A 13,845-nucleotide genomic window follows, 5' to 3' on the forward strand; every position below is an offset into this window, starting at 1 on the left:
TGCAGGAAGCTTTAAAAAGATACTTGGAGAAAGGTGGTAAGTAGTTGTGGCACTTTTGTGGCATTCATAGCGACCAAACCCATTTACAAATTGTAAAAGCACTTTTTTCGGGCTAAGTTCTATTCCCTCTCTTAAACTGTAAAATTTTGTAGATGCAGCTATTGAAACACATTACTCATCTGAAACAACGGCAAATACATCGATACCACAATCAATCCTACAACTAACCCCAAAAAAACGATAATCAACGGCTCCATGGTGCTGCTTAAGTTGGAAGTTTTATATTCCACCTCTTCAATATATTGGTCTGCAACGCGGCCGAAGAAAAATTCCAGTTGGTTGGTTTCTTCGCCGACTTTGATCAACTGCACCATTTTGTCGGGGTAGATGTTAAATTGCTGCATGCTGGTGTGCAACGGCGTTCCGTTCAGAATATCTGCTTCAACCTTTGTCAATGAAGCTTCAATGGGATAGTAACCGATCATCTGCCTACAAAGTGCAATAGCCCGTAAAAGCGGTAAACGTGCCACGATGAGCAGACGCATGGCATTGCAAAAGCGGGCAAGGTAGATCTTTTGCACAATCGGCCCTACAATAGGCATTCGCAGCGTAATAGCGGTAGAGATTCGGCGGAATGTTGGTTCTTTACGAATGCGGTAACCGATGATAGCTAATGTTACAGTAAGCAAAATGCCTGGCAGCAGTATATTACCCATCAGGTTAGATAGGGCTATGGTCTGCCGGGTGATCCAGGGCAGTTCACCGCCAAAACGCTTAAAAATATCGCCGAACATTGGCACCACAAAGCGCAGCATAAAAAATATAGCGCCGAACGAGGTAGCCATCACGATACAAGGATAGGTAAGCGCTGAGATAACCTTACGCCGTTGTTTGATCTTGTTTTGGTAATACCTTGCAAGATCCTTAAGCACTTCTACCAGCTTTCCGGTTTCTTCGCCAATCTGCAAACTATAAATTTCATATAGCGAAAAGCGGTTAGAGCGCGATAAAGCGTCTGAAAATGTAGCACCGCTGAGTACATCCTTTTGGATGGTTTCGAACAGGCGGCGGTCTTTTTCCTTTTCCTGGTCGGCGGTAACCAGTTCAAAACTACTTTTCAGGTCGATGCCTGCTTCCAGGAGGGAACTAAGCTCCAGATAAAGCGCCTCCTTTTTTTTATCAGGCAGACCATTGCCTCCAAAACTGATCTCCCGGTTCAGCAATGAGCGCAAGCCATCCGAGTCGTTCTTTTTGGCCTGAGGCTTTATTACTTTTTTCTCGAATCGTTTGATATTAATGCTCGGCATGGTCGGTTCGGTTAATCAGGTCTTGCGAACTGTATTTTTTATCGTAAAAATAAGGAATGGCACGCTTGTTGAATAGTATCGTCATGTTGAAATGATCAATCCGTTTTTCTTCTTCACTCATCCTTGGTTCATTAGCTACAGGTACGCTGTTCATCGTAAATACAGGGTCAGTTACTTGAAATTTAAAAGTATCAGTAACGACAGTATGACGAACGATGAAAGATGAATCCAATTCATAACGAACAGAGGTGGTATCAGTAAACAATCTTATTCCGCCACTGTCGCGCGTAATTATTGTTGCTTTATAAAAATCCTTTTGGAGTAGTATATTAAGGCGGGTAAGCTGTTCCGTGTCATTATGCTTGCTTTGATAAGCGTCAAACGACCGCAATACCAGCGAAAACACGCTCCAGGCCATAGCGATCACAATGCCGGTGATAAGCATAGCGATCACCATTTCTAAAATAGTAGAACCGGCTACCTTACTCTGTTTCATCTATTCGCAACTGTTCTTTTATTTCTGCCAATGTTTTATTCTGCTTGTCAGCCGCCCTGATACTGATTGCAACCATGCCGGGCTGTTCAGCAGGGAATTGTACATCACGAATAATAATCAATGAATCAACAGGAATTTGATCAGGAGTAAATAACTTCTCCCGCTTGGTACGCTGCAATTCCAGCTCGGCAACTGCACGGGCAAGTATTTGCTGTGAGTTTACAGATGACCGGGCAATATTAGTGAAGATCATCATGGCCACAGAAAATACGATAAGCAGCAAGATCATTGCTACCAATATTTCCATCAGCGTGGAGCCGGATACCTTTGTGTTCATGCTTACTTTCTTTCCAGCCATTGTAATATCTGTTGTCTGTTGGCGGCTATCGGCAGCAAACTGGTGGTCATGTAATAAGGCGATAAACCATCGCTGCTGATGGTAGCATTTATCAGGTAATTCTCAAAAGTGGAAAATGCCGTACGATATAGAAAACGACTGCAAAAAATACTTCCTTTAATCGTATTGCCTTTTTCAGAAAGCCGGATATAGCCTGAAGTATGCAATTGCCCGGTTATGTTAGTATGCTCACCAAGTTCGATCACCGGCTTGAGTACATCAGGCTCTTTTTCATAAGTAAATAATATACCGTTGAATTCTGTAGCAACTTCTAAACGAAGCTGAACCGGCACTTGTGTTTTGTAGCGTTTGGTTCTGATTACACCAGCAGCGGACGGATAGTTAAATTGACAGCGTTTACCTATGCGAATGCTATCCGTCGCGAATAACTGGCACCGTCCATGAAAACCACTTTTGACATCAATCGCCTTGGCAAAGATCAGCACATTGTCCAGCGTCATGGTACTATCAATCACCACAGTGGTATCGCTATGGATGGTAATGCGCCCGCTAAGGCTGCCGGATGATAAGGTCAGTATATTTTTTGAAGCTGAAATGATCTGCTCCACATGCTGGAATTGATTACTAAACGTTCCGGTTAACTGAGATTGTGAAACATTACCCTTTATGGAGCTTAATTGTTCACGAAGTAATTTTATCCTGAATTCATCCAGTTCCGGTAGCAGCGGTTTGCTACGTGTTGTTTTACCGGAAATAATATTCTTCGGGCCTTCATACTGTCTTCCATCCACATATGTGCTTTTTACACCGGCTGCAGGCAGATAAGCATCGCCTTTTATCAGTGTCTTGCCAGTCACCCCTAATGGTCGATCTTCGTCGGCCAGGTAAAGCGCAGTCCACTTTGTTGAATCAATATTGCGTGCAATGGTGAATACGCCGGTTAAGGTGTCCTGTAACTTACAGGCTTTCACAATGCCAACATCGTATAAACCCCAGGTATATTTTTGAAGGTATATGCTATCTTGCCCATCATTATAAAGGTCGATGGATTTAACGTCTGTTAAAGTTGTGCCGGTATTTGCCAGTAATTGCTCGATGCCCGAATGTAAATTATGTTGCAGTCGTTCAAAGCGGTGGGCTTGCTGATCCTGCAGGCGGTAAAATGCCGCGATGGCCACGAGTGCCGCACAGATGACACCGATCACCAAAGCGATAACGATGACGATGTATAAAGCCGAGCCCGAAACCTTTTTTACTGTCACTGCTTTTTCACTGATGTGCTATCCTTTTTGCCTTTTTTATGTTTAAAGATATTGATCCTGCGCAGGAATGATGAACTGTCGCGTTTCGGCAATACTACTTTGCCATCCTTATAACGTGTAACCTCAGCAGAATCGGCATTGACATAATTTTTAATCTTTCCATCCAGCAGATCGTTGTGGTAACTACCTTGTGTTTGTGGCAAGCCTTTTTCATTATAAACGGCGAAAGGCCCGTTATGCTGTCCGTTTTTCCAGGTGTAAGTTGCCGACAGCGTACCGTCTTCGCGCCAGGTTTTCCAGATGCCACTCTTTAAACCCCGGTCAAATTGGCCCTGTTCTTTCAAATTCTTATTCAGGTACCATTCTTTATATTCGCCGTTAAGTAATTTTCCGCTAAAACCGCCCTGTGTCGTGTTGATTTGGCTGGCGCTGTACCAGCTATACCATAAACCGGGTTTCGCTTTAGGATTTGAACTAACCGGTTTAATCTCGGCTAATAGCATCCTGTCGCCCTGTGTTAAGCGTACTTTTTGAAACGCATCAGTCGGAACGATCTGTGCGTTAACCATCACAGGGCAGACCAGCATCAAAATATAGATCAGTTTTTTCATGGATTGGCGTTTTGCTGTTGAAAAAATCTTGTTTTTCCTTGATAACGTAATCGCACGGAATCGCGCAGATTTTTAATTAAAACAACCCCATCGGCGCTTTCACCTTCAGCTAACATGGTGTTACGGCCATTAATATGCAGCAGGGCGATCAGTTTTTTAGTTTCCGGGTTTTGGATATAACCGCCATAGCTAATAGTTGGCCAGGTTATTTCAGGCTTTGCGGCTATAGCAAGTGTATTAATCTTTCGTTCCCTTTTAATAGATGCTGTCGTATCCGCAGTTTGCGGCGCTTTGCTTTTACCGAACGGATCACGGTAATTGAGTAACAGATGGGTGGTATCCGGTTGGAAGGCATAATCATCCAAAGGTGCTTTTTTCGCGGAGGTAGTATGTATAGCCACAGGCTCTTCATCACCCAGCGAACCGACGATGCGGTAGATTATAACACCCCATACGGTAGCTACAGCGGCGATCAGTAAATAAGTAGCGGTTTTTCCCTTCAACATAGCGCTTACTGTAATAGTACATTCCGGAGTTCACTGGCAGCACCTTCATTACCCGCAGCATCTACAGCGGTAACTTTCCAATATACCCGCTCACCGGCAGTGCCCGCCGTAAACGTATAACTTGTATTGGTGGATTCAACGGGGAAAGTGTTATTGTAAAGCGTAGTGCCATTATTGCGGTACAAGTAGAAACGATATTTAGCAGCATCATTACGTGCCGACCAGGTAAAAGTTACCGGTAATTGTACTTGCGCGTTGTTATCAGGCTGTGTAGCTGTAATTGCACCGGGCGGAGTGCGGTCGCTGGTGATTGTATAAACAGCCGACCATTTGGACAATTTTGTGCCATCTTCATTCTGGCCGCGTACACGCCATTGATAAACATTGTCTTTTGGAAAGGTAAAGCGGTACTGACCGGCAGGGATAACCTGATCATAAACGTAGGTCGATCCCGAAAAACTGTTGCTGTCAATCTGCAGTCGGTAAGCCGATGCGCCAAACAGGTTGTTCCATTGAAGCGATACAGCACTTTGAGTGGTCAGGGTATTGTTGCCGGGGGATAACAATGTCACCGTTTGCTCTTCCAGGCTTCCGGGCAAAATGGTGAGGTTTCTTGGAGCAGTGTAAGCTGTAGCCGAGCTCCCGTTCTCGGCACGTACCTGCCATTGATAAGCCCCTGGTTCAAGTGTTAACGAAAAGGTGTTTCGCTGGATTACTGTATCCATAACAAGGCTGGCGATAGAATCAAAGTTGGGGCGAACAATTTGCAGGCGATAGTTAAGTGCATCTTCCACTTCATCCCACCAGAAACCAACCGTATAATTGCTGGTTTGGTAATTGTTTGCCGGTGCGCGCAAGGCAACCTGTCTTTTTTCAATAGAAGGTTCAATAAATTCGTTACAGGAAATTAATCCGGTTAACAGTACTGTAAAGAGGCTCAGGCGAAAAAAGTTCAAATACATTTAGCATCTAAAGTAAAAAAAATTTAGTTTAGTGACAGTTTTTTGTAATGAAATTTTTTAGAAAACCCCTAAACGCCAAAGTCACAGCTTACACCCTCCAGGAGGTACTGGTCGTGCTTGTTATTATCGGTATACTTGTATTGCTGGCCTTGCCTAATTTATTGCCACTGATCACTAAAGCCAAAAGTATGGAAGCCAAAACACAGTTGGGTTTTGTACAGTCGCTTGAAAAAAATTATTTCTTTGAACATTCCCGTTATACCGATGATTTGGGTGAGATCGGCTTTTTACAGGAAAAGCTAAGCACTGACGGAAGAGATGGCAAAGCCAATTACCGTATTGAGATTACCAGCGCTTCAAATACCACATTTACCGCGCGTGCTACGGCCGTGGTGGATTTTAACGGTAACGGTACGTTCAATGTTTGGGAGATTGACCAGGATAAGACGATTCGTGAAGTAACACCCGATTGATCATGATTATGGTGCTGCAATTGTGTTTGATGGTGGTGTTAGGATACATCTTTTTACAGGATGCCCGAAGCAGGTCAATTTATCTGTGGTGTTTTCCACTGTTGCTGACACTGTTCATCGTATTGCGTTGGTTGAATAACGAAAGTTGGATGGTCATTATGGCAGACGGCCTGAAATGCCTGATCTTTCTTACAATGCAGTTAGGAATACTTACCATTTACTTTTCCGCAAAGAACAGACGGTGGACGAATATTACCCGTGGGATATTAGGTTGGGGAGATGTGCTTTTTCTGATCTGTACAGCTTGTTATTTATCCTTATTTAATTTTGTTGGATTTTACCTTGTCAGCTTGTTTTTGTCATTGATTACATGGCTGAGCTGGCAAACTATCCGAAAAAATACAGTGGCTATAAAAGTGCCGCTTGCAGGTTTACAGGCATTTTTCTTATTAGTGTTTTTAATTGTTGATTGGTTATCGCCGGTTGTATCGCTTACGCAGGATGACTGGATCACAAGATGGATCTTGATATGAATGCCATGGAAGATATCATTTTAGCATCAGATCAACTGCATTTGGTAAGCAAAGAACAGGCCTGGCATTACCGCATTTTACCCAAAGGCCGTTTGAACGGATCCCTGTGGCTATACTGCGAAGAAGGGGCTTTAGCCAACGAACTTACGGATGAACTGGAGATCGTCCTGAATCAGCCTGTTAAGCTGGAAGCGTTACCTGTAACCCAGGTGGCCCGTATGCTTTCGCGTTATTACCTACGGGAAAACAAGTTGCCGTCAGGTGGTCAGATGTTACTTGCAGCAGAGCATGAAAGTGATTTTTTGCTCAAACTTATCAGCGAAGCTAAAGGATTAAAAAGTAGTGATATTCATATAGAGGTATATGAGCAGAAATGCCGGGTACGTATTCGTATTGACGGTATGATGGTAGAGCGCTATCTGCTTAAACGGGAAGATTATCCGGCGCTGGTCAATAAAATTAAAATAGCGGCAAATCTTGATATAGCGGAAAAACGCCTGCCGCAGGATGGACGGATCAACTTTAAGCACGGCAGCCAGCAGTTTGATATTCGCGTATCCGTGCTGCCTACCTTGCACGGCGAAAAGGTGGTATTGCGTTTATTAAGCAATGATGCCACATCCATTGATCTGAATACCCTGGGCTTTTCAGCGTTTGATCTGAACAATTACCTTCAGGGCGTACGCAGGCCTAATGGGATCATCCTGATGAGCGGGCCAACTGGCTCCGGCAAAACAACCACTCTTTATGCTACTTTAAAACTGCTTAATAAAGAAACCCGAAACATCCTGACTATCGAAGATCCGATCGAATACACCTTAGAGGGGATTAATCAGGTGCAGTTAAAAGAATCTATCGGGCTCACCTTTGCATCTGCCTTACGGACATTTTTACGTCAGGATCCGGACGTGATTATGGTAGGAGAGATACGTGATACGGAAACGGCAAATATGGCTATTCGGGCGGCACTAACGGGTCACTTGGTGCTGTCTACTATCCATACAAATTCAGCCTGGGGAACCATATCCCGGTTAATTGATATGAATATACCGCCGTTTTTGGTAGCCAGTACCCTAAACACCACTGCTGCACAGCGCCTGGTACGCCTGCTTTGCCCGGATTGTAGGAAGGAAGCACCGTTTGATGCGCAATTGTATCCTAAACAATTCAGGCCTTACAGCGAAGTTCATGTGCACTATACAGCCGCGGGCTGCGACCATTGCTTTTACACCGGTTATAAAGGTCGTAAGGCAGTTTATGAGGTAATACCCGTGGATCAGGAACTGGCCGTAGAAATTAAAAAAGGAAATTTGTATATTGATGATCTGTTGCGTGAACGCGGGGTACAAACCCTTGCCGAGAACGCTTTTAATTTATTTAAATCCGGGGTTACTTCTCTTGATGAAATTTACCCCTTGTTATTTAATTATTGATTTGTGTTGAAATGCCTAAACCTTTACGAATTATATTGATCTGTTTTTTTCTGCTACCAATACGGTTGTATGCCCAGCAACCGGATAGGATTGCGCAGTTGCAGGAAAACCTTACTACATTATCTGCCAAAGTCAGCGGCTTACGGCAAAAGGTACACCTGTCAGTCACCGGTGTGTCTTTACAGGAATACCTTACAGGCTTGTCCCGGTCTAATAACCTGAACATGAGCATCGACCCCAAGCTGACCTTTGCAATTTATGACCGATTCAGTGATGTAACAGCAACGAATATTTTAGTCTTTCTTGCCCAAAAATATAATCTTGATATTAAGGTATTGGGCTCGATCATTTCTATCAGCCCTTACCAGGATCCTGCATTACTGGCAGGGCCGAAGATCAAAGATATTAATGTACGATACAATCAATTGAATAACACACTCTCTATGGAGTTGGAGAATGACAGCCTTGCTGCCGTTGCCCGGAAGATAACACAGGTATCCGGAAAAAATGTGGTTGTGCCGGTTGCTTTACAAGGTAAGCGCGTAACCGCGTTCATTAATGCGGCCACGTTTGAAACTGCTGTTGAAAAAATGGCCTTTACCAATGAATTGAAGATGACTAAAACCAGCGACGGCTTTTATTTGATTCAATCTTTAAATGACAGTGAAGAGTTATATATTAATAACGATAAGCAAACCGGTGTACGCAGGGCGTTCAGGCCGGTAGCACCTAATCCGGGCGGAAATGTAGGTTTATATAGCAGGGTAGTCAACGGTCGTAAGCTCATTTCTGCCGACGCTACCGGTGCGAGCATTGCTGACATGGTTCGCCAGGCATCGCAGGAACTGGATATCAACTATTCACTCTATTCTGATTTGAAGGGTAATATTACCCTACATGTTAAAGATGTTGCCTTTGAAGATTTTTTAAATATCCTGTTCAGAGGAACGAACTACACTTTCCATACCGATAACGGTATTTACCTGATCGGCGAGCGGCAAATGGAAGGTTTGCGAACCTTTAAGGTTATCCAATTACAACATCGTTCTATTGACACCGTAGTCACAATGATACCCGAAGACTGGAAGCGTGGATTGGGTATAAAAGAGTTCCGCGAGCAAAATGCATTGTTATTATCAGGTTCCGCCGCGCAGATTGCCGAAGCCGAAGCATTTATTAAGCAATTAGATGTGTTGGTGCCGGTGGTATTGATCGAGGTAACTATGGTAGATATCCGTAAAACGAGAACCATAAGCACGGGTATATCTGCCGGTGTTTCTGATAGCGTTAAAACAGGTGGAACTGTTCTTCCCGGCTTGGATTATACTTTTGGATCAAAGGCTGTTAATAGCTTTTTGAAGAGTGTAGGCAGGATTACCTCAACCAACTTAGGTCGTGTTACTCCTGATTTCTACGTTCGGTTAAGCGCATTAGAGGCTAACGAAAATGTAGATGTCCGCTCGGTACCTAAACTGTCAGCGCTGAATGGACACACCGCAACGCTAAGTGTAGGCAGTGTTCAATATTATAAAAACGTAACGCAGAACCTGTATCCCACAACAACCTCTACTCAATCCGTATTTTACAACGAGTATAAGGAATCGAAAGCGGACTTGTCGATCAAGATCAAACCTGTAGTGGCCGGTGATGATCAGGTAACACTGGGCATCAATGTTGATATTTCTGATTTCCTCTCCATTCCCCGTGACGGATCACCGCCCCCACGCTCGTTGAGTAAGTACGAAACCAGCCTTAGAGTAAATAATGAGGACATGATCGTATTGGGCGGCATAGAGCGCACGGAGCAGTCGGAAAGCGGATCGGGTGTGCCGTTCCTTTCCCGTATACCTGTATTGAAGTGGCTGTTCAGCAGTCGTTCAAAAACCAACGCACGGGTGGTTACAGTATTATTTATTAAGTCAACCATTTTGCGCTAAGCCATGCTGGAACGTTTCTATCAAATAGACACAGCAACCGGTTTAACGCTGCACTTATTGCCCGACGGCTCGTATATTGCGCATGCTTGCTCAATCTGCGTTAAAGGCACACAGCTTGATATTGAAAAGAAACTTACCGGAAAGCATTCGCTGAAAGATGTTGCCAAGGAATTAAATAACGGTACCCTGATCGCGTTGAATATAAACGGGAAAGGTGTATTGACCAAAATTGTTGAACTAAATGGTGAAAACGTTTCTCCTGATTTTGCTTCTATATTACCAGGCGCTGACCCGGCTGATTATTACCGGCAGGATTTTCGGTCAGGAGCAAGTGTGTTTATTTCATTAATACGCCGAACGGATGCGGATAGGTGGATGGCGCAATTACATACCATGGGCTTTAAGGTATTCCTGCTAAGCCTAGGGCCTTTCGCAGTTGATCAAATTCTTCCTCAGCTAAATAATTATAGCGATACGTTAATCTTTGACGGTCATCAAATTGGTTTGGGCGAAAAAAACCACTGGATGAGTTACGTTTACCAGGACGGTAAAAAGGCAGAACTGCCCTTTAAGATAGAATCTGAACGGATGGATGAGCGGTTATTACTGCCTTATGCTGCGGCATTTCAATTGGCATTGCATGATAGGCTGGCTGTAATAGGTGTTGACTCAGAAGAGATAACGGAATTAAGGAACGGCTGGATGCAACGCAAAAAGCTGAAAGCTCAGGCAATGCTGATGCTTATGGCTTTTTTTGTTTTGCTGCTGATCAATTTTTTAGTGTTTAATCATTTCTACACAGAAAATCTGGAACTACAGTCACGCACGAAACTTATTGAGCAAAACGCAGGCGACGCACGTCAGGAAAGTATAAAGATAAAAGAACAGGAAGCTGTTTTGCAAAAACTGGGTTACAATGGCAGCAAGCTGAAAAGTGTCATGATTGACCAGTTGTGTTCACTGTTACCTGATGGCGTTACACTTACAGCATTTGAGATAAACCCGGTTGATCAGAAAAAGAGCCGTGAATTGCGTAATACCTATTTTATTGACCATCGGCTTAAAATAACAGGTAATGCTGACCGGGTATTGAACGTAAATGAATGGCTTGCTTTGATGGGTACTTGTAAATGGCTTAAAAATGCAGAGTTAGAAATTTACCGCGTAAATCCAGAAACAGGGATAGGGCAATTTGTAATAACAGCAGCGTATTGATCAAATGGATAAACTCTTAAACAAACCTGGATACCTTTTATTAGCCGGTGGTTTGCTGATGTTGTACCTGGCCTATCAGTTTGCCTTTAAGCAGACACTTGAAGCATTGCAAGCCAACCGCCAGTTACATGCACAACTCGAAAGCGGCGAAGACTTGGTTGCGCAACCTGGGTTTACAAAGCGTAAATCGCTAAACCTTGAACGAGCCCTCGAATTATACAAGGTGGACACAGCCACATTTCGTTCAACGCTAATTACCACGATGTCGCTGCTTGCAGAAAAACACAGCCTTCGTATGACGGATATACCAACAGTTGCCGATACCGCAAGTGACAGTCAGCAGCATAGGGTTATTTTACAAGGAAGTTATCACAACATGATCAGGTTTTTGAATGATGCTGAAAAGATAAAAGGATACGGGCAATTAAGATCTGTGGAGATTTATTCTGAAAAAAATAGTGCTATTGAGAAGACTGACTTAAAATTGCAAATTTACTTTATTGGGATATAAAGGAAAACGTTAACCATTATCTTTAATTATAGCAATGTCACTTATAAGATTAGTAGTACTGGTCAATTTAAAGTTATGGCAACTTCATGGTACGGCTGTACAAGATTTGAAAGAATATGCTGCAAACTCAAAAAAAAGGTGCGAAGATTCTATTCTTATCTTCTCTTCTCCATGTTCATTATTGTCAGAATTATTGGTAGTAAGTACTGCTTGCTAACAGTTTTTTTGCAGCAGCAGGCTTCCAAGCAGGAAGTTATGAGAAAAATAAAAACACACGGCGCAATCACGTTGTGGAACTTCTGTAGCAATTATTAACATGATAAACCTTTTTCGCTAGATGTAAAGGGTATATTCAAGATAAGTTCATTTCCCTTCTGCTCTATATCTTCAATTATTAAATTGTGTTTTTTTAACAATTAATTTTCGATACATATAAGATTATAAATCGCAGAAGCTCGTCTCACACTTTAACAAACGTCAGTTTAGAAACTAAACTTCTCGTTTGAGATCGTATGTTATTCACAAATTTTAGATACATTGCTACGTTATTTCGCTAAGCCTCTTTATTAGGTATTTAGATTTTTTATCAAAAAGCGTTTTGAAATGATTATTTACTATAGCGTAAAGAACTATGTTTACATTTGACGAGTATTACCTCATCTTAATAAATAATCAATGACTAGTATGCTAATTTTGATAAACAGAAAGTTCCCAATTAGCAGGATCGAGACGGTGAAAAGTGTCAAGAACAAATAAATATAGGCTATTTAATGTCCCGTCTTATTTAAGTTAACGCTTTTATGTTCTCGCATCGAATTAAGATGGATGTTTAAATAATGTTTAGCGGCCGTAATAAATAGTCTCGCTTTAATTTTAATCTCTTTCTAACGCGTTGATTGTCATTTTACATTGGGAAATTAAATCAGGAAGAAATGTCTGATCGCTTAAGAATTTAAAAGATAATTTTGTAGAGTGCGATGGGTCGTTAACGGTTCCATCAATCTCAATTTGACCACGATCTGTCATATCAATCTTAATCTTAATACGCCCACTTATCATAGGCTGAAAATAAACCCCCCCTTTTAAACTTTGGTTTATATAGCTCAATCCTTTAAATAAATCTTCAAGATCAAAAAGTTCAGCTTCTAAGGGCAACTTGACTATAAAGCCATCACTAAAAAAACTAAACTCATAGCCAATAACCGGATGTTCCATTCCGATATTGGTGAAATTCTCTAGCGAAAAAATGTGTTCACCAGTGACTTTTTTAAATACTATCGACATTTTTGATTCTACTTTTTACTATAAAGGAACAAAATTTCTGTGAAAGATCAGCCCTTTATCAGTTATTCCGATTTGGTAATATCCAGGCTTTCATTGACAAAACCTGGATGCTCAAACCAATTTGCTCCATCTTTAATCCGTTGTGCCCATGGTGCGTTTTCAATAATAGTTCTATCGAACGAGCGAGGAAAATCATGATATAAATCCGTTTGATTATTTAGTCGAGTGTCATATTTGAAATTCTTTAGATTTTTTATTGACTGGAGCACTTCGGCAGGATCTTTCTTAACAATTCAAATTAGTTCGAAAACTGTTTTTACACCTTTTAAAACAGGAAACAGAATTAAAAAAGGCGTATTATCCATTTCAATGCCATCCTTAATAACATGTTTTAGTCTATAGTCAGGGGTTGGCCGGCCTTGAAAGGATCCATTTAATTCAATTTTGTTTGCCCCAATGCTACCTCTATCTGTAGATGCAATGTAAGAAGAAGTGCTTATATTTAGTTCTCCATTCTCGATATTCAATATAGCCCCGGCTAAATCTCCATTAGATATACTATTTTCAATTCCGGCCCCAATCATAAAATCTTCTCCAGAAAAAGTAATCGCATCACCGGTTGTATTTTGCTCTATTACGTCAGCGGCAAAACTCAATGCAGACTGCCAGTAAGCAGCGTATAGGCCTTGGGCAAACGGATCATAATCTTCTTTTATAAAAGCACCTTCAACACCACTCCAATACATTTCCCTTGAAATACGTCCAGTACTACGAAAAATCCCGAGGATTTGAAGCGGTTCAGGCCTCTCTACAGGGTAAGCGCTCGAAATATGTTTATCCCCCAAGGGATCATTGAACATGATAGGGTTATTAGCTGAATACTGGTACATCGTCATGGATTCAGTAGCCTCGGCCATAGGGTCAACAGCGATAAACCGGCCTAACGCAGCATCATAG

General features: G+C 42.2%; 15 protein-coding genes. 6 read left to right on the forward strand and 9 right to left on the reverse strand.

Going from position 1 to position 13,845, the window contains the following annotated elements:
• Nucleotides 1-158 precede the first annotated feature (158 nt).
• From LJ707_RS10385 to LJ707_RS10415, 7 genes are read right to left on the reverse strand one after another with little or no spacing between them, the layout of a single operon-like run.
• Nucleotides 159-1,307 carry a type II secretion system F family protein gene (locus tag LJ707_RS10385; protein ID WP_228950744.1) on the reverse strand — a complete coding sequence of 383 codons (1,149 nt, stop codon included), beginning with the start codon at nt 1,305-1,307 and terminating at the stop codon, nt 159-161.
• Complete coding sequence (locus LJ707_RS10390) at nt 1,294-1,803, reverse strand: type II secretion system protein J (protein ID WP_228950745.1); 510 nt, start codon at nt 1,801-1,803, stop codon at nt 1,294-1,296. Before LJ707_RS10390 ends, LJ707_RS10385 begins: the two co-directional genes overlap by 14 nt.
• Complete coding sequence (locus tag LJ707_RS10395; protein ID WP_228950746.1) at nt 1,790-2,161, reverse strand: type II secretion system protein J; 372 nt, start codon at nt 2,159-2,161, stop codon at nt 1,790-1,792. The genes LJ707_RS10390 and LJ707_RS10395 overlap by 14 nt, the downstream gene beginning before the upstream one ends.
• Nucleotides 2,143-3,423: a hypothetical protein gene (locus tag LJ707_RS10400; RefSeq protein WP_228950747.1), complete on the reverse strand. Its 1,281-nt coding sequence runs from the start codon at nt 3,421-3,423 to the stop codon at nt 2,143-2,145. Before LJ707_RS10400 ends, LJ707_RS10395 begins: the two co-directional genes overlap by 19 nt.
• Nucleotides 3,420-4,034, reverse strand: a complete 615-nt coding sequence (locus LJ707_RS10405) for a toxin-antitoxin system YwqK family antitoxin (RefSeq protein WP_228950748.1) — start codon at nt 4,032-4,034, stop codon at nt 3,420-3,422. Before LJ707_RS10405 ends, LJ707_RS10400 begins: the two co-directional genes overlap by 4 nt.
• Complete coding sequence (locus tag LJ707_RS10410) at nt 4,031-4,540, reverse strand: hypothetical protein (protein ID WP_228950749.1); 510 nt, start codon at nt 4,538-4,540, stop codon at nt 4,031-4,033. Before LJ707_RS10410 ends, LJ707_RS10405 begins: the two co-directional genes overlap by 4 nt.
• A 5-nt stretch (nt 4,541-4,545) precedes the next feature.
• Entirely contained in the window at nt 4,546-5,502 is a 957-nt protein-coding gene (locus LJ707_RS10415; protein WP_228950750.1) for a hypothetical protein, read from the reverse strand.
• Between the two features lie 47 nt (nt 5,503-5,549).
• On the opposite strand from LJ707_RS10415, the gene LJ707_RS10420 reads away from it, so the two are divergent.
• From LJ707_RS10420 to LJ707_RS10445, 6 genes are read left to right on the forward strand one after another with little or no spacing between them, the layout of a single operon-like run.
• The gene (locus LJ707_RS10420) at nt 5,550-5,975 is read left to right on the forward strand and encodes a type IV pilin protein (RefSeq protein ID WP_228950751.1); all 426 of its coding nucleotides are present in this window, start codon (nt 5,550-5,552) and stop codon (nt 5,973-5,975) included.
• A gap of 2 nt (nt 5,976-5,977) precedes the next feature.
• Nucleotides 5,978-6,508, forward strand: coding sequence for a hypothetical protein (locus LJ707_RS10425; RefSeq protein WP_228950752.1), 531 nt, complete (start codon nt 5,978-5,980; stop codon nt 6,506-6,508).
• Between the two features lie 5 nt (nt 6,509-6,513).
• A complete protein-coding gene (locus LJ707_RS10430) occupies nt 6,514-7,941 on the forward strand; it encodes a GspE/PulE family protein (RefSeq protein WP_228950753.1) in 1,428 nt (475 codons plus the stop codon).
• Between the two features lie 35 nt (nt 7,942-7,976).
• Nucleotides 7,977-9,878: a secretin and TonB N-terminal domain-containing protein gene (locus LJ707_RS10435; RefSeq protein ID WP_228950754.1), complete on the forward strand. Its 1,902-nt coding sequence runs from the start codon at nt 7,977-7,979 to the stop codon at nt 9,876-9,878.
• A gap of 3 nt (nt 9,879-9,881) precedes the next feature.
• Nucleotides 9,882-11,093, forward strand: coding sequence for a PilN domain-containing protein (locus tag LJ707_RS10440; RefSeq protein ID WP_228950755.1), 1,212 nt, complete (start codon nt 9,882-9,884; stop codon nt 11,091-11,093).
• Nucleotides 11,094-11,097: 4 nt separating this feature from the next.
• Nucleotides 11,098-11,604 (forward strand): hypothetical protein, encoded by a 507-nt coding sequence (locus LJ707_RS10445; protein WP_228950756.1) that lies wholly within the window; start codon nt 11,098-11,100, stop codon nt 11,602-11,604.
• Between the two features lie 873 nt (nt 11,605-12,477).
• On the opposite strand, the gene LJ707_RS10450 is transcribed toward LJ707_RS10445, so the two are convergent.
• Nucleotides 12,478-12,888 carry a hypothetical protein gene (locus LJ707_RS10450; protein WP_228950757.1) on the reverse strand — a complete coding sequence of 137 codons (411 nt, stop codon included), beginning with the start codon at nt 12,886-12,888 and terminating at the stop codon, nt 12,478-12,480.
• 293 nt (nt 12,889-13,181) lie between these two features.
• A partial coding sequence (locus tag LJ707_RS10455; RefSeq protein WP_304610900.1) for an RHS repeat-associated core domain-containing protein occupies nt 13,182-13,845 on the reverse strand: 664 nt, incomplete at its 5' end.

It is taken from the genome of Mucilaginibacter sp. UR6-1, from assembly GCF_020880975.1.
Lineage (GTDB): Bacteria > Bacteroidota > Bacteroidia > Sphingobacteriales > Sphingobacteriaceae > Mucilaginibacter.

Excerpts from the sequence above, each read along its gene's own strand:
- LJ707_RS10445 (WP_228950756.1), top strand. The coding sequence starts at position 11,098 with ATGGATAAACTCTTAAACAAACCTGGATACCTTTTATTAGCCGGTGGT.
- LJ707_RS10390 (WP_228950745.1), bottom strand. The coding sequence starts at position 1,803 with ATGAAACAGAGTAAGGTAGCCGGTTCTACTATTTTAGAAATGGTGATC.
- LJ707_RS10420 (WP_228950751.1), top strand. The coding sequence starts at position 5,550 with ATGAAATTTTTTAGAAAACCCCTAAACGCCAAAGTCACAGCTTACACC.
- LJ707_RS10450 (WP_228950757.1), bottom strand. The coding sequence starts at position 12,888 with ATGTCGATAGTATTTAAAAAAGTCACTGGTGAACACATTTTTTCGCTA.
- LJ707_RS10430 (WP_228950753.1), top strand. The coding sequence starts at position 6,514 with ATGGAAGATATCATTTTAGCATCAGATCAACTGCATTTGGTAAGCAAA.
- LJ707_RS10440 (WP_228950755.1), top strand. The coding sequence starts at position 9,882 with ATGCTGGAACGTTTCTATCAAATAGACACAGCAACCGGTTTAACGCTG.
- LJ707_RS10385 (WP_228950744.1), bottom strand. The coding sequence starts at position 1,307 with ATGCCGAGCATTAATATCAAACGATTCGAGAAAAAAGTAATAAAGCCT.
- LJ707_RS10395 (WP_228950746.1), bottom strand. The coding sequence starts at position 2,161 with ATGGCTGGAAAGAAAGTAAGCATGAACACAAAGGTATCCGGCTCCACG.
- LJ707_RS10405 (WP_228950748.1), bottom strand. The coding sequence starts at position 4,034 with ATGAAAAAACTGATCTATATTTTGATGCTGGTCTGCCCTGTGATGGTT.
- LJ707_RS10410 (WP_228950749.1), bottom strand. The coding sequence starts at position 4,540 with ATGTTGAAGGGAAAAACCGCTACTTATTTACTGATCGCCGCTGTAGCT.
- LJ707_RS10425 (WP_228950752.1), top strand. The coding sequence starts at position 5,978 with ATGATTATGGTGCTGCAATTGTGTTTGATGGTGGTGTTAGGATACATC.
- LJ707_RS10415 (WP_228950750.1), bottom strand. The coding sequence starts at position 5,502 with ATGTATTTGAACTTTTTTCGCCTGAGCCTCTTTACAGTACTGTTAACC.